The 14,835-nt window shown below is 65.9% G+C and carries 13 protein-coding genes; 8 read left to right on the forward strand and 5 right to left on the reverse strand.

The features are described from left to right. The coding region (locus tag ACTIFJ_RS08375) for a L,D-transpeptidase family protein (RefSeq protein ID WP_439533648.1) at positions 1–689 on the forward strand (689 nt) is incomplete at its 5' end. Between the two features lie 233 nt (positions 690–922). On the opposite strand, the gene ACTIFJ_RS08380 is transcribed toward ACTIFJ_RS08375, so the two are convergent. Further along, positions 923–2,194 carry a serine hydrolase domain-containing protein gene (locus ACTIFJ_RS08380; protein WP_439533649.1) on the reverse strand — a complete coding sequence of 424 codons (1,272 nt, stop codon included), beginning with the start codon at positions 2,192–2,194 and terminating at the stop codon, positions 923–925. A 257-nt stretch (positions 2,195–2,451) separates the two neighbouring features. On the opposite strand from ACTIFJ_RS08380, the gene ACTIFJ_RS08385 reads away from it, so the two are divergent. The 7 genes from ACTIFJ_RS08385 to mnhG all read left to right on the forward strand — a co-directional run bounded on the left by ACTIFJ_RS08385 (position 2,452) and on the right by mnhG (position 9,372). Continuing rightward, the gene (locus ACTIFJ_RS08385; RefSeq protein ID WP_439533650.1) at positions 2,452–3,471 is read left to right on the forward strand and encodes a hypothetical protein; all 1,020 of its coding nucleotides are present in this window, start codon (positions 2,452–2,454) and stop codon (positions 3,469–3,471) included. 345 nt (positions 3,472–3,816) lie between these two features. Next, positions 3,817–6,558 (forward strand): hydrogen gas-evolving membrane-bound hydrogenase subunit E, encoded by a 2,742-nt coding sequence (gene mbhE / locus ACTIFJ_RS08390; protein ID WP_439533651.1) that lies wholly within the window; start codon positions 3,817–3,819, stop codon positions 6,556–6,558. Then, on the forward strand, positions 6,555–6,947 hold the full coding sequence (locus ACTIFJ_RS08395) for a sodium:proton antiporter (protein WP_439533652.1): 393 nt from the start codon (positions 6,555–6,557) through the stop codon (positions 6,945–6,947). Before mbhE ends, ACTIFJ_RS08395 begins: the two co-directional genes overlap by 4 nt. Continuing rightward, the gene (locus tag ACTIFJ_RS08400; RefSeq protein WP_439533653.1) at positions 6,940–8,421 is read left to right on the forward strand and encodes a proton-conducting transporter transmembrane domain-containing protein; all 1,482 of its coding nucleotides are present in this window, start codon (positions 6,940–6,942) and stop codon (positions 8,419–8,421) included. Before ACTIFJ_RS08395 ends, ACTIFJ_RS08400 begins: the two co-directional genes overlap by 8 nt. Further along, the gene (locus ACTIFJ_RS08405; RefSeq protein WP_439533654.1) at positions 8,418–8,753 is read left to right on the forward strand and encodes a Na+/H+ antiporter subunit E; all 336 of its coding nucleotides are present in this window, start codon (positions 8,418–8,420) and stop codon (positions 8,751–8,753) included. The genes ACTIFJ_RS08400 and ACTIFJ_RS08405 overlap by 4 nt, the downstream gene beginning before the upstream one ends. Continuing rightward, positions 8,750–9,025, forward strand: a complete 276-nt coding sequence (locus ACTIFJ_RS08410; protein WP_439533655.1) for a monovalent cation/H+ antiporter complex subunit F — start codon at positions 8,750–8,752, stop codon at positions 9,023–9,025. Before ACTIFJ_RS08405 ends, ACTIFJ_RS08410 begins: the two co-directional genes overlap by 4 nt. Then, a complete protein-coding gene (gene mnhG, locus ACTIFJ_RS08415) occupies positions 9,025–9,372 on the forward strand; it encodes a monovalent cation/H(+) antiporter subunit G (RefSeq protein ID WP_439533671.1) in 348 nt (115 codons plus the stop codon). The genes ACTIFJ_RS08410 and mnhG overlap by 1 nt, the downstream gene beginning before the upstream one ends. Before the next feature lie 87 nt (positions 9,373–9,459). On the opposite strand, the gene ACTIFJ_RS08420 is transcribed toward mnhG, so the two are convergent. The 4 genes from ACTIFJ_RS08420 to ACTIFJ_RS08435 form a co-directional block, all read right to left on the reverse strand. Next, positions 9,460–10,527: a hypothetical protein gene (locus ACTIFJ_RS08420; RefSeq protein WP_439533656.1), complete on the reverse strand. Its 1,068-nt coding sequence runs from the start codon at positions 10,525–10,527 to the stop codon at positions 9,460–9,462. Next, on the reverse strand, positions 10,524–12,464 hold the full coding sequence (locus tag ACTIFJ_RS08425; protein ID WP_439533657.1) for an alpha/beta fold hydrolase: 1,941 nt from the start codon (positions 12,462–12,464) through the stop codon (positions 10,524–10,526). The genes ACTIFJ_RS08420 and ACTIFJ_RS08425 overlap by 4 nt, the downstream gene beginning before the upstream one ends. Then, positions 12,385–13,740, reverse strand: a complete 1,356-nt coding sequence (locus ACTIFJ_RS08430; RefSeq protein ID WP_439533658.1) for an MFS transporter — start codon at positions 13,738–13,740, stop codon at positions 12,385–12,387. Before ACTIFJ_RS08430 ends, ACTIFJ_RS08425 begins: the two co-directional genes overlap by 80 nt. Continuing rightward, positions 13,740–14,835, reverse strand: a 1,096-nt coding sequence (locus ACTIFJ_RS08435; RefSeq protein ID WP_439533659.1) for a M24 family metallopeptidase, incomplete at its 5' end; no start/stop codon positions are given. The genes ACTIFJ_RS08430 and ACTIFJ_RS08435, both read right to left, overlap by 1 nt.

Consider the following 14,835-nt stretch of genomic DNA (forward strand, 5'->3'; position numbering starts at 1 on the left):
GGCTCGATCGTGAAGCCCCGGCAACCCGGATCGACGTGAATATCGCCAGTGCGCGGTTGAGCTACTGGCGCGACGGCAAGATCGTCGATACGCGCAAGGTCGTCGTCGGTGAACCCGATACCGATACGCCGCAACTCGGCTCGCCCATCTTCCGCCTCGTCGCCAATCCGACCTGGACGGTCCCCCGCTCGATCGAGCGCAAGGAACTCGCCGGCAAGAGCGCGGGCTATCTGCGTCGCAACAACATGGAATGGAAAAACGGCAAGATCGTTCAGCAGCCCGGCCCCAGCAACTCGCTCGGCCTCGTCAAATTCGACATGCACAATGACCATTCAATTTATCTGCACGATACCCCTGCCAAAGCGATGTTCTCCGAGGTTCAGCGCCAACGGAGTCATGGCTGCGTGCGCGTGGAAGATGCGCTGGGATTTGCAGAGATCCTGGCACGCGACGCCGGGGTACTCGACGAATGGACCAAGGCGCAGGCGACGGGAAAAGAAACTTTCGTGCCGCTCAACAGGGAGATACCGGTCCGGCTCTATTATCAGACGATCCTCTTCGATGCGGATGGGGAGCCGGTGATCCGCACCGATCCCTATGGCTGGAATGCGCCTGTCGCGACGGCACTCGGCTTCAACACTGGCGCCAATCTTCGCGTTCAGCACAAGGCAGGCGATCTCGGGCCGTAGCCCGTGCTGCGCGTTCGAAATGACGCAGGGATGCCTATTCTTTCCTGCGAAACGCCCATACGAGCCCGGCCAGGCTGCTGATAACCGCCGCCAATCCGGTAAAAAATGCACCATCGATGGTAATCATACGCGACTCCCTTCACCGCATATGTTCCTCATTTGTTCGATGTAGGACAGCAAAATTCCATCGTGCCGCCGGTACACTGCGTACGAGTGGACGGTCGTTCAAAAGATCAGTCTGGCGCTTCGTCGGCCAAGGCTGTCCCCACAGGCTGGTCTGATTCCGGCACAAGCTCCAGCCAATTGGTGAACGGCAGGCCATAGAGCATGTCGAAAAATTCCAGCTGCAGCCGCACCGGTCTGCCGTGGTTACTGTTCCACAACAGCACGATGCCGCTCTGATCGGCAGGGTCGAAGAGAATGAGCGACCGGTAGCCGTCCACGGAGCCGCGATGGCCGACGAGACGGTGACCGGCATAGGTGAAGCTGCGCCACCCCAGCCCATAAGCCGCATTGGACAAGGCGCGTTCCACCGGCCCACCCCGAGCCATTCGCGATGTGGATACAAGAGGTCGATGCATCGCCAGAAGCGCCTCGGGCGACAGGATGGCCGGGGCGTCGCCCATTTGCGCGCCCATCCAGCGCACCAGGTCGCGGATGGACGCGTTGACCCCACTCGCCGCGGGCACGCGGTAATAATTGTCGTTAACGGTCGTGGGGGTCCTGTTCCTGCGATGCGGCTGTGCCCAGCTCGAAGCACCCATCAATCCCGCCCGACCGATGCTCGCGCTGTTCATGCCCAGCGGCACGAACAGGTGGCGGTAGGCGGCTGTCGCATAGTCTTCGCCCGACACCGCCTCGACGATCTCGGCCGCCGTATCGAAGGCGATGTTCTGATAGGCGTAGCAGGTCGCTGGCGGACACGCCGGCGGCAATGACCCCAGCGTCGCGCGCAACAGCTTCGGGTCCTCACCCGCCTCCAGCCGATCATCGCCGGCATGATGGGCGAGGCCGACGCGGTGCGAGAGAATATCGGCTACAGTGACGGCCTGCAGCCCGGCCCCAGACAATCTGAGCGTTGTCCCCATTGCGCTCACCGGCCTGTCGAGCGACAGCTTCCCCTCCTCGGCGAGGCTGACGACCAGCGCCGCGGCCACCGCTTTCGAAAGAGACGCCCATCGAAACACCGTGTCCGGCGTCACGGCGGCGCCCGAATTGGCCAAGGTCTCGCCGTAGCCTTTAACAAAGCGAACCTGCCCACGCTCGATCGTGCCGACGGCGAGCCCAACCATGTCGGGATCCTTCATCAACGCATCGATACGGACGGACAGCTGGCGATAGTCAACACGCGATGGTTCGGGCCGCCTGGCCGGTACCGATTGCGCACGTTCCGACACGTCCCACGGCAACGGGGCGGGCGCCGGCCTGAAAATGACAGCAGCCCCTGCAATGACCACAACCAGTGCCACCCCCGAAATGGCAACAAGCTTTTTCTGTCTGTTCATCAAAGACTTGCACTCTCGAATTCAGCTTCTGGCGCCAGGGCTCTTCATTGGCGAAACAGTCAGTAGCCCATCGGGCTATCTTGGCAGCCGTTTTCCCGCAACGCCTTCATGCGCTTCAGAGCGCCAGGCCGGCGCATTTCACGGCCGACCTTCACGTCGTCCTTGTCCGGGGGGTCAACGCCGCTCGAAAACCGGGCCCATTGACTCGCCCTTCGGTTTGCCCACCTCGCCGTCAAGTTGTTTTGAAACGACCGACCATGTGCTACAAAGATCAACATCATGTCGTGCACAAAGGTGCCGACTTTCCGTCCGCACCGGACTATCTGCCATTGGCGATGCAGCCTGCACCGACATTTTTCGAAAGCATTTTTCCCATGAAAACGATAGTATTTCGTGCGTTCGCCAGCAGCGCCCTGTTGATATCGGTCGCGGCCTCGGCCCAGACTCAACAACCGCAGAACGACATACTCGGCCAGTTGCTGGGTGCCGTGTTCGGCACCAATGAGCAAGCAAGCGAGCAGACGCTGGAGTCCGACTGGGACCAAGGTCGCCGGCCCTTCGAGCAGCGGCGTGCTCAACTCGAAACGCGTATCGACGCGGCCGTCCGCGACGGGGCGCTCAGTCGTGGCGAGGCCGATCAGGCGCGCCGTGAGTACAACGATATTGTCCGGCTCGAAGCGCAATATGCGGCAGACGGGAGTGTCTCGCAGCAGCAACGGGGTGACTTGCGGACGCGCTATCGGGCGTTGTCGCAGCGGGTCAGCGGCCAGAACCCGGCCCAGACCGGCAACCAGGGGTACAATGAAGGCCGCTGGCAGCCGCTTTCGACGCGCACCGCCGATTTCGAGCGTCGGGTAACCGCAGGTCTGCGCAACCGCACCCTGACCCAGGCCGAAGCCACCAGATTGCGCACCGACTGGAGAAACTTGCAGCAGGTCGAAACCGGCTATCAGCGCGGCGGCATCGACGCCCGCGAACAGAATGATCTCTGGGCCCGCTACAATCAGATCGACACGCGCCTCGGCGGGAGCGCCGGCGGCGGGTTCGGCGATGACCGCAACAGTGCACGCTGGACCCAGATGGGCACACGACTGGCCACAGCCGAGCGGAATGGCAGCATCAGCCGCAACGACGCCACCCAGGTGCGGGCGCAACTGAGTGATCTGGCAAGGCTCGATGTTGCCTATGCGAACGGCGGCTACAGCGCCGATGAGCGCTCATATCTGACCCGGCGTTATGGGGAAATCGACGCAATTATAGGGACCAATCGCCGCTAGGGACCTGGCGATTCCCATGTGCTGCGGGGTGAACCGCCTGCAGCACATGGCCGCCCGGCGCCACGCCGGGTTTCAGGGCGCCTTGCTTGTGCCGTGGACCGAAAACACCCCATCGGGAAGGCGAATAACTTCGCAGGATCATCGACGCGGCAAGCATGCACGCCATGATGGCTGACAAGTCCGTCGATGCCCCTTAAGACTTTCGGACGGCGATAGTGGCCTGATCACGATCGCCATGGCGCGCCTGTTCGTTCCGCAGATCGCCGAAGCGCCAACAGGAGTTTGCGTGCCCCCCCAGTTCGAACTCAATCAACACAGCATCCACGGCCGGAGGCACGGCGCCGCATGCTGATCCTGCTGCTGGTCTCGCTGATCGGCAGCTGCCTGCTGCCGCAGGTGGCCCGTTTCGTCGGGCGCGGCGCCGGCTTCATCGTTGCCCTGCTGCCGTTCGGGCTGCTTGCCGGCTTCGTCGCGCTGGCCCCGGTCGTCGAGCGCGGCTGGGTCCGCGGCGAGGGCGGACCATGGGTGCCCACACTCGGCATCGACTTCACATTGCGTCTCGACGGCTTTTCCTTCCTGTTCTGCTTGCTGATCACCGGCATCGGCGGGCTGGTGACGATCTATTCGGGCGGCTACCTCACCAACAAGTCGCGCCGCGACCGCACCCGCTTCCTCACCCTGATCCTGCTGTTCATGACCGCGATGCTAGGCACCGTGCTGGCCGAGAACCTGCTGCTGCTGATCATGTTCTGGGAAGCGACCAGCATCCTGTCCTTCCTGCTGATCGGCTTCGATCATCGCAGCGCCCGCGCCCGCCGCGCCGCGCTGATGGCGCTCCAGGTCACCGCCGGCGGCGGTCTGGCGCTGGTCGCGGCGGTGCTGATGATCGCCTCGGTGATCGGCAGCTATTCGATGGCCGAGGCCGTCAGCCGCGCGCCCGAGATCGTCGCCAGCCCGCTCGGCCTGCCGATCCTGATCGCCATAATGCTCGCCGCCTTCACGAAATCGGCGCAGTTTCCGTTCCATTTCTGGCTGCCCAACGCCATGCAGGCACCCACCCCGGCCTCCGCCTTCCTGCATTCCGCGACCATGGTGAAGCTCGGCATCTATCTGCTGGCCCGGTTCGAGCCGGTGATCGCCGCCAGCAGCTGGGGCCGCAACGTGCTCGTCGGCACCGCCTGCATCACCATGATCGTCGCGGCCGTGCAGGCGCTGCGCGCCGAGAGCTTCAAGGCGGCGCTGGCCTATTCGACCATCGCTTCGCTCGGCATCCTGGTGCTGCTGATCGGCCTCGACGGGCCGCGCGCCTCGGTGGCGATGATCGGCTTCCTGCTCGCCCATGCCCTGTACAAGGCGGCGCTGTTCTTCTGTGCCGGCGCCGTCCTCCACGCCACCGGCAAGGGCGCCTTCCGCTCGCTCGGCGGCCTGTGGCGGACGATGCCGTTCACTGCCGCGGCCTGCGTGCTGGCCAGCCTGTCGATGGCCGGCATCCCGCCTTTCCTCGGCTTCATCTCCAAGGAGTTCCTGTTCGAGGCGCAGCTGGCGAGCAGCTGGGAGCTGGTACCGCTGACCATCGCCGTGCTGGTCAACGCGGTGATGGTCGGCGTCGCCGGCGTGGTGACGCTGCGGCCCTTCTTCCTCAGGCCGGCCCACCCCGTCGAGATGCTGCACGGCGAATCGATATCGCTGGTGGCGCCGCCGCTGCTGCTGGCCGTGCTCGGCCTGGTCATCAGCCTCGATCCGGAGTGGATCACAAGTGTCGCGCTGCGTCCGGCCGTTGCCGCCGTCTATGGCCGCGTCGTCGAAGTCGACCTTTCCGTATGGCATGGATTGACACCGATCCTGGCGCTCAGCGCCGTCGTGGTGACGATCGGCGTGCTGATCACCCGCTTCTGGCGTCGCATCCACATGACGTTGCGCAGCCGCGCCCGGATCGATCGCTATTCGCTGGAAAGCCTCTGGGAACGCGGCCTGATCACGCTGTTCCGGCTGGCGACGCGGATTACGGCAGCCATCGAGAACGGCGACCAGCGCCGCTATATCGCCGCCACGCTCACCGGCTTCATCGCCCTGGCCCTTTGGTCCGCCCTCGCCGCCGGCGCGCCGCTACGCTGGCCACTGCTCGATGAGCAAATCCGCGTCGGCGAGCTCATGATCGGCGTCACCGCCGTCGCCGGCGCCGTGGTCGCGGCGCGCAGCCGCAACGCGCTGGCGGCGATGGTCGGCGTCGGGCTGACCGGCTTTGCCGTCGCCATCACTTTCCTGATGAACGGCGCGCCCGATCTCGCCCTCACCCAGTTCGCCGTCGAGGCGCTGCTGGTGGTGCTGCTCACCGCGCTGCTGATGGTGCTGCCGCTGCTGCGCCCGGATACCAGGAGCCGGCGCGAACATGCCACGGACGCGATGATCGCGCTGGCCTTCGGCGGTCTGATGCTCGTCGCGCTGATCGACATGGGCGCCGGTCACCGCGCCTCGGCGGTGTCGGAATGGTTCGGCCGGATGAGCCTCGCCGCCGGCAAGGGCTATAATGTCGTCAACGTCATTCTGGTCGATTTCCGCGCCTTCGACACGCTAGGGGAGATCGCCGTCATCGCCGTCGCGGCGGTCCTCGCCGGGTCGCTGCTCGGCCGTCGTCGCGGCATTCAACCGGCCGACACCCCGCCAGACACCGTCCACTTCAGCTTCGCCACCGCCAGCGGCGTGCTGTTTGCGCTGTTGATGCTAGCCTCGCTGATCATCCTGTGGCGCGGCCACAACCAGCCGGGCGGCGGCTTTGTCGGCGGGCTGGCGGCGGCACTGGCCTTTGCCGTGCTGTCGCTGGCGCTAGGCGTCACCCGGGCCGAAACGATGCTTCGCCTCCAGCCGCTGACGCTGGTCGGGGCCGGGCTGGCGCTGGCCGTGATCGCCGGCCTGCCGGCGATGCTGCGCGCACCCGGCACGCCCTTCCTCAGCCACCTGTGGTGGGAGCCCGGCGGCCTGCTCCCCAAGCTGTCCACCACCCAGCTGTTCGACATCGGCGTCTATCTGGTCGTGCTCGGCGCCGTATTGTCGTTCCTGTTCGGGCTACAGCGCGAGGCGCGGCGATGACGGTCTTCTACGCGGCCTGCGCCGCCATCATCATGGCCTGCGCCCTCCATATGGTGCTGTCCCGCAATGTGCTGCGCATCCTGCTCGGGCTGGCGCTGCTGTCGACCGGGCTCAACCTCGGGCTGTTCATCGCCGGCGGCTTCGGCAGCCGCCAGCCGCCGGTCATCGCCGCCGACGCCCGCGCGCTGGGCGTCTCCGCCGATCCGCTGATCCAGGCGCTGATCCTGACGGCCATCGTCATCGGCTTCGCGCTGACCATCGTGCTGGCGGCGATCGTCCTGCGACTCTGGCGGTCGACGGGGTCGCTCGACAGCCGCGACATCGACATGCTGGACGGCACGCCCCGGCAGGTGCCCCCCGAGCTGCCGCCCCAACGCCGCCATGACTGACGCTATCCTGCTGATGTCGCCGGTCGTCGGCCTGATGCTGGCGGCCGCCATCGCCATCCTGCTGCGCCCGAATCCGCGCGCCAGCGAGGGTTTCACCCTCCTCGCCCTGCTCGCGGCGCTGGCCGGCTCGCTGGCGCTGCTCGGGCGCGCCGTCGACGGCACCACGCTGGCCACGACCGTGTTCGGGGGCTGGCCGCACGGCATCGGCGTGGGTTTTGCCGCCCGGCTGCCCGGCGCCGCGTTGGTCACCGTCACTCTGCTGATCGCCGTCGCCATCGCCGTCTATGGCCATGCCACCATCGGCGCGCGCCGCCGCCGGGCCGGCCATGACGCGCTGATGCTGGCAATGGTCGCCGCCGTCTGCGGTGCCTTCCTGACCAGCGACCTGTTCAATCTCTACGTCTTCTTCGAGCTGGCGCTGCTCGCCGCGCTGGGCCTGGTCAGCCTCGACCGGCGGGAAAGCCAGGCCGGCGCAGCGATGCGCTATGCCAGCATCGGCATCCTGGGCGCCACGGCGATCCTCGCCGGCATCGGGCTGCTCTACGGCCTCACCGGCACGCTGCACCTCCCCGCCCTCGCCGCCGCCCTGTCCGGCAGCCCGCCGAGCCTCGCCAGCGCCGTCGCCGCCGCGCTTATGCTCGGCGGCTTCGCGCTGAAGTCCGGCCTCGTCCCCTTCCATGTCTGGCTGCCCTCGGCCTATGCCCCGGCGCCGATCTCGGTCTCGGGCGCCTTTGCCGGGCTGCTGACCAAGATGGGCTTTTATGCGCTGCTGCTGATCCTGGCCGGCGTGTTCGCGACAGCCTCGGGCGGCATCGGCGCCGCCCAGCTGAAGCCGCTGCTCGGCTGGATCGCGGTGGCGACGATGCTGCTTTGCGCGCTGGGAGCGCTGGCCCAGCACGACATGCGCCGCCTGCTCGGCTACCATGTCGTCGCCCAGGTCGGCTACATGATGGCCGGTCTCGCCACCGGCACCGCGCAGGGCGTCGAGGCCGCCGTCTTCTATGTCATCCATTCGATGATCGTGCAGGCCAATCTGTTCCTCGGCGCCGGCACCATCCACCGCGCTACCGGCTCATGGACGCTCGAAAGAACGGGCGGCATGGCCCGCGCCAATCCGATATTCGGCTTCATCTTCGCCGTTCCGATGCTGTCGCTGGCCGGCATCCCGCCGCTGTCCGGCTTCTGGGGCAAGCTGCTGGTGTTCCGCGCGGCGATCGACACCGGCGCCATGGCGCTGCTCGCCGCCGCGCTCGTCGCCGCCCTACTGACGCTGATCTCCGTCGGCGCCTTCTGGTCGGCCACCTGCTGGAAAGTGACAACCGGCCGCCAGCCCCGCCCGGTGCCGCCAACGATGCTGCTCGGCATGGCGATCCTGTCGGCGGCAACACTGGCGATTAGCCTCGTCCCGGCGCCCGTCCAGACGATCGCCAAGCTCTCCGCCGGCGCGCTGGCCCGCATGGGAACCGTCGGATGAGCGGCTTGCGCAAGGCCCGCGCGCTGATGTTGCTGCTGGCCAGCTTCGTCTGGGATCTGTTCGCCTCGACCTGGAGGGTAGCGCGAATCGTGCTGTCCCCCGGCGTTCGCACCCATCCGGCGATCATCGTCATGCCGGTCAACGTCACCCGGCCCTGGGCGGTGGCAATGCTCGCCTATTTCACCTCGCTGACCCCGGGCTCGACCTGTCTGCACGTCTCCGACGACCGCAAGCGCCTCTACCTGCACCTGCTCGACGCCCGCGACCCTGACGCCGAGATCGCCCGCTTTCGCCGCCTCTATGAACGCCGCATCCTGGAGCTCGAACGATGATCGACATGTCGCTTCTCGCCGATATCCTGTCGGTGATCCTGTGCATCGCGCTGGCCTGCGCCGGCTGGCGGCTGGTGCGTGGCCCCAGCCTCGCCGACCGCTTCATCGCCTTCGACATGCTGACCGCCCTCGGCATCGCCTTCTCCGGTCTCACCGCGGTCGCCACCGCGCGCGGCGTCTTCCTCGACATCGCGCTGGCCCTCGCACTGCTCAACTTTGCCGCCACCGCCGCCTTCGCCCTGTTCCTCGAGCACAAGGCACGCGGCCAGTGATGATCCCCGCAGCCCTCCTCCTCATCACCGGCGTGCTGCTGATGCTGGTCGCCGCCGTCGGCCTGCTGCGCCTGCGCGACCCGCTCCAGCGCATGCACAGCGCCACCAAGGCCGGCACCCTCGGCGCCACGCTCGTCGTCATCGGCGTCATGCTCTCGACCGAAACCACCAGCGCCTTCACCGGCGTCCTCGCCATCCTGTTCCTGCTGTTCACCCTGCCGATCGGCGCCCAGCTTCTCGGCCGCGCTACCTACCTCTCGGGTGCCCCGCTGGACGGAATCGGCCCCGATCCGATCGGCGAACTGCCGCCTCGCCCAGCACCCGCCACAACAAAAGCCGACCCTTAACGGGTCAGTGACGAGGTGGCCTTTGCTATTAGCGTAGCCGCCGAGACAGCCTAGCCAAGTAAATTCCTTACGCAGTTCCCATCCGCTTTACTGAACCGGCTGCGCCCCCGGTTTCACCTTCGCCAATCGGTCACCGAACGCACTCCCGACAAATAGCTGGTCGCCTGCCGGCATCGCGACCGAGGCTCCTGGCAGCATTGTACCGTCGTGCCGGAACAGGACGACGACTGTCCCATCCCGTCCGATCGAAGCCACCGAAAAGGGAAATCCGCAAGGCAGCGCGGCGGCTGGCCGGCAGGGGTCGATGCCGCTGACCGGAACCCCGACATGCCCGGCCACTACAAAGTCGCCGGGGAACTTGTTCGGGAGATCCTGGGGAGCTCGTGGCGAGATATTGTCCGGCTGCAGCGAAACCGGCACCCGAAGCCGCGCGCCGGTCTTCAAATCGAGTAGCGTCACAGCCTGGTCGAATGTGCCGCCGATTGCCAGCGTGTGGTCGTCGCTGCTGATGGCAATGCCGTTGGCGAAGGAAAGCGCTGTGCCCGGCAGGCGCGACCAGCCTTCGCCTGCGCGCCAGCGCACCGCATGGCCGGTGGGGCGTGCCGCCACGAAATCGGCCGTCAATGCCGCCGCCGCAGCTTCGTCGGACGGCGGCGTGAACATGTGCGTGGCGTAGAGCGTGCTGTTGTTGGACAGTGCGACATCGTTCAGCAGCAGCCCGGCCGGCACATCGATACAGCCAGACCAGGCGACGGCGGGTGTCGCGCCGCGAACCTCGATCCGGAACAGCTCGATGCGCTGCGGCGGGCCGGCGTTGATCAATGCCAGCACCCGCTCCCCGTTCATTCTGCCCACGCCGTGGCCGCGTGGGTGCACGGCGTCGGGAGGTCGGGCGCAAGCGGCTTCGCCAATCGTCGCTCGTCCCAAGCTTGGAATCCCGACCGCGCGCCGCGCATGCGGCGACGAAGTGTCGACGAGCACCAGTGGCTGTGTCGGCCGCTGCTGACTGACGACCATCCAGGAGGTGCCGGGAATGCGCGAAATGTCTTCAGGCCTATCGAAGCCGCAGAGCGTGCCCCGGCACGGCGGCAAGTTCGGCGAGGCCGCGCCTGCCGCCAACAGCAGGCCCGCGACGGCGCCAATCAGCCGCATCACCGAACCGGCGGCCGTGCCTGCGCGTCGAGGCCGCCGTCGAGAAAGCGGATCAGGTCCCGGACGGTTTCGGCAGGCTGTTCGATCATCGGCATATGGCCCGACTTGGCATAGCGCAGCAGCACCACGGGCGCGCTGGAGAGAATGTCGACGGAGGACTGTGCCAGGTCGGCCGGCATGACGATGCCGCCATCCCCCCATTGCAGCAGCGTCGGCGCCCGGATCTTCGCATACAGGTCAGGCAGGCCCCCGGCAGCATACATGGCCTTGTTGTTGCGGATATAGATGTCCTGGGCCGGATAGGCGCCAGGATGATTGTTGATGTCGGTAAACTGACGCACGAGCTCGGGAGTCACCGTGGCGGGATCGGCAAATATGTCCTCGAGGATCGCCTTGTACAGGCTCGCGGGCCGGTACTCTGCGTTGCCCAGGTGCAGCCTCGCCTGTTCGATCAGCTCCGGAGAAATGATGCGCTTGGGCGGGACGCCTAGCGGAAAGGTGCTGAGCGCCAGCCGGGTGACGAGATCTGGACGCTGCGCAGCGACATGGGCCGCCACGGTCGCACCGTTCGAGGTGCCGACGATCGCGGCGCGCGCGATGCCCATCTTCTCCATGAAGCCGGCAACCAGTTCGGCCGCGCGCGGGGAACTATAGTCATTCGTGGGATCGGGCAGGGACAACCCGTACGGCGGCCAGTCGAGGCGGATAACGCGGAAGCGCGACCGCAATGCCGGCATCCAGCCCTCGAACATATGGAGATTGCCCATGTGACCCGGCAGCAGGATGACGACAGGCCCCTTGCCTTCATCGCGATAGTGCATCGACACGCCGTCGATTTCGATGAACCGTGATGGCGGCCCGGCATATCTTGCCCGCAGCGCCGTGACCTGCCGGGCATCGCGTTCTGCTGTCACCTGTCCGGCATCAGTGCCTGAGGCCAGCGTCACGAGTTCGGCATTAAACCGCTCCGGATCCTCCATCGACGGAAAATGCCCGGCCGCGCGATAAAACGACATCTCGCCCTGCGGCAGCACCTCGGACAGCGCCTTGGCAGAGGCGACCGGCCATTCGCTGTCGCGGGCACCCACGCTGATCAGCACGGGCAGATCGAGTCTCGCTACCATGTCGCCGTTGGCCATCGGCAGGCTGGTCATCGCGCGGCGAACATAAGAAGGGTTCATCAGCCCGGTGGCAACGGCGATCTCCAGCGACTGACCAGCGAGCGGCTCGGCCGTGAAACTCTCCGGCATCGCGGTGTAGCCCCTGATGTTCTCCAGCAGATCGAGCGCCCCCCGCTGCCGCGACCCTTGCATGACCCTGTCATGCTCGGCGGACGGCGCGCCGCGCGGCACCGTGATCAGGCCGCCCAGCGTTCCGGACAGATTGAGAGCCCGAACCTTGGCGAGGCCATGATGGCGCAGGTAATCGACCGCAACAAAGCCACCGAACGACCAGGCGACGATGGTCACATCCTTTATCTCCTTGGCATCGAGGACCGCCTTCACGTCGTCCGCCCATACCTTGCGGTCGGCCCGATAGTCCTCGACCTTCCAAGGCTTTCCGGAGCCGCCATGGCCGCGCATGTCGAACGCCACCAGCCGGAACTTGTCCGCGAGCCCTGAACGCAGTTGTGGCAGCCATGACAGATGACTCTGGGACATGCCGTGGATGAACAGGATCGTCGGACCATCGGTCTTGCCCGCCTCGGCGACCAGCAGGGGCACGCCGCCGGCGCCATCGACCATCGTGTATCGCAGCGCGGCGGTATCCGCAGCATGCGCCCGCACGGCGATCGAAAGCAGGGCCAGGAGGAGCGCCGCAGCGGCCCGTCGCACGTTGAAGAGCTGTACGATCACGTCTTCAATCCTCCAGATCGTAAAAATAAAAGGCGATGCTGCTTGCCGCGATGGCCAGCGCCGGAACGATTGCCACGCATGCATAGATCGCGGTGCTGGCGCCGGGCGGCAGTGGCCCGGTGCCGCCGACATAATTCCCCATGCCGAGGATGATTCCGGCCAGCGCCACCCCGAGCGCCGAGGCGCCACGCTCGACGGTCGTGTAGACTCCGGTCATTGCGCCTTCATGGCGAATGCCTGTCAGCATCACCTCATGGGCCATCACATCCGGAAGCATGGCCTGGCTGGTAAGCAATATGCCGCCTCCGAACACCCCGAGCAGGACCGAGCGCAGACCGAGCGTGAGCCTTGCCTCTTCGGGTCCGGCAAGCAGCCAGCTCAGCGCCACCGCGCTATAGCCCGCAGCGGCGATCAGAAAGCAGCGCCGCTTGCCCCGCCGGCGGGAGATGAACAGCCAGACTGTCTGCGACAGCATCATGCCCGCTGTGGTCAGCCCGATGAAAAAGCCGAGCCATGACAGGTCCTCATCGAGAATGCGGGTAATAAAGAACGCCATGGCAGCGGCGCCGACGCCGGTGCCCGCGACGATCAGGACCTTGGCGAGCAGCAGCAGCAGGAACGGTCGGTTCTTTGTCAGCGTCGCCAGCGCCGACAGGCCGGGACGCCGACCGGCATGCACCACTGCAAAGCGCCCAGTTTCATACGTCAACAGAAAGGCGGCAAGACAGCAGACAAGGATGACGCCACTCATGAACCAGGCCATACTGGCAAAGGCGGCGATATCACCACCGAACCGGCTGACCAGCCAGGGAGCCGCCGCGCCCCCGATCAGCCCGCCGATGGCGGTGCCATAAATCCGGAACGAGAACAAAAAGCTACGCTCATGCGGATCGTCGGTCATCTCCACCGGCATCGCCATATAGGGAACGTTGAAGACCGTGTGCGCCACACCGAAGAACAGCAGGGCGGCCACGACCATCGGCCAGCGGTCGGCCGCGCCGACCATCGTCGGCAGGACGAAAAGCAGCACGGGCATCAGCGCGCAAAGCAGGCCGCCGGCCAGCAGATAGGGCCGGCGGCGTCCCCAACGCGAGCGCGTGTTGTCGCTCAGCATCCCCATGGCCGGATCGATCAGCGCGTCGAAGATCCGTGTCGCCGCGATCAGGCCCCCGGCGACGGCGGCCGAAAAACCGAGAAAGTCGACGACATACTTCAGGATCAGCGTGTTCGTCAGGTTGAGCAGCGTCATCATGCCGACCGAGCCCAGCCCCCAGCCGACACATGCCCTCATCGTCAGAGGCGACGCCGACACGCGGCGTTCGCCACCCGTCTCGATTGCTTCGGCCCGGCGCCAGCGCATCAGACGATCTTCAAGCCTGTATCCATCGAAGACAGCGGCTGGCAGCCGTCTGCCTTCACGACCATCATGTCCTCGACATGGGTGGTCCCCCAGCCGATCTCGTTATGCGGCATATCCAGGGTGAAGACCGTATTTTCGAAAAAGCGCAGCTCGCTGTAGGGAATGTTGCCCGGCATGTCGGGCACCCCGACCTCGACCGGATGGTCTGTATGCTCCAGACCGACGTCATGCGGGCCCGCATAGGCGATGTCGAAGCCCTCATCCTTCATCAGGTCGCTGAACAGGGCGCAGATATCGATGTAGAGCATGCCCGGTCGGATATGATCATAGATGATCCGGCTCACCTTGGTGTCGGCCTCGATCCGCCGTGCCAGCTCGTCGGTCGGCGGACCAAGAACCACCGTCCGTCCGACGTCGCCATGATAGCCCTCCCATGTGCCCACCGAATCGAGTTTCATCCAGTCGCCCCGCTCAGCAATGCCGGAGTTCACGCCGTTCACATTGGCGATCAACCAGCGTGCCTGACCGCCCAGTTCCGCCCATTTGCAGGCATGATTACGCTCAATCTCGAGCAGCGTCTGCCCCGGCTCGATCAGGGCTATGGCATGCAGCAACGCTGCTTCGTTGCGCTCGGCAGCGCCCCGCAACAGCTCGATCTCGGCCGGGGTCTTGACCTGGCGAATCTCCTTGAACACGTTCGAGGCATCGATTGTCTTCATGTCGTCCAGCCCCATTCCGCCCAGCCATTGGCCGATCCTCGGATCATCGAACCCAACCCGCCGCCGCGCCGCGCCGCCTTCGGTGATCGCGTCCTTCAATCCGTGCAACGCAGAGGCTGCGGCCTTCCCGGCGAACCTGTCGAACAGCTGCTGCTGGATGATGTCGCCGCGCCTGGGCAGGGCCTCGGCGCGTGTCGGCCAGATACCGATCTTCTCAATCGCCGCCGGATCGCCGTCGGGTCGCAGCATGCGCGCGCCGCTCGCATCGAGCTTGAAACCGGAGATTGGCTTGACGTTCTCGATCCACGTCGGCCGGTAATCGAGGTGATAGAGCATCGTGCCGTTGACGATCAGCGCCGGTTCCGCACGCTCGTCG

The sequence above is a fragment of the Polymorphobacter sp. genome, assembly GCF_051860865.1.
In the GTDB taxonomy this organism is placed as follows: domain Bacteria; phylum Pseudomonadota; class Alphaproteobacteria; order Sphingomonadales; family Sphingomonadaceae; genus Sandarakinorhabdus.

Excerpts from the sequence above, each read along its gene's own strand:
- ACTIFJ_RS08380 (WP_439533649.1), bottom strand. The coding sequence starts at position 2,194 with ATGAACAGACAGAAAAAGCTTGTTGCCATTTCGGGGGTGGCACTGGTT.
- ACTIFJ_RS08385 (WP_439533650.1), top strand. The coding sequence starts at position 2,452 with ATGTGCTACAAAGATCAACATCATGTCGTGCACAAAGGTGCCGACTTT.
- mbhE (WP_439533651.1), top strand. The coding sequence starts at position 3,817 with ATGCTGATCCTGCTGCTGGTCTCGCTGATCGGCAGCTGCCTGCTGCCG.
- ACTIFJ_RS08395 (WP_439533652.1), top strand. The coding sequence starts at position 6,555 with ATGACGGTCTTCTACGCGGCCTGCGCCGCCATCATCATGGCCTGCGCC.
- ACTIFJ_RS08400 (WP_439533653.1), top strand. The coding sequence starts at position 6,940 with ATGACTGACGCTATCCTGCTGATGTCGCCGGTCGTCGGCCTGATGCTG.
- ACTIFJ_RS08405 (WP_439533654.1), top strand. The coding sequence starts at position 8,418 with ATGAGCGGCTTGCGCAAGGCCCGCGCGCTGATGTTGCTGCTGGCCAGC.
- ACTIFJ_RS08410 (WP_439533655.1), top strand. The coding sequence starts at position 8,750 with ATGATCGACATGTCGCTTCTCGCCGATATCCTGTCGGTGATCCTGTGC.
- mnhG (WP_439533671.1), top strand. The coding sequence starts at position 9,025 with ATGATCCCCGCAGCCCTCCTCCTCATCACCGGCGTGCTGCTGATGCTG.
- ACTIFJ_RS08425 (WP_439533657.1), bottom strand. The coding sequence starts at position 12,464 with ATGCATGCGTGGCAATCGTTCCGGCGCTGGCCATCGCGGCAAGCAGCA.
- ACTIFJ_RS08430 (WP_439533658.1), bottom strand. The coding sequence starts at position 13,740 with ATGCGCTGGCGCCGGGCCGAAGCAATCGAGACGGGTGGCGAACGCCGC.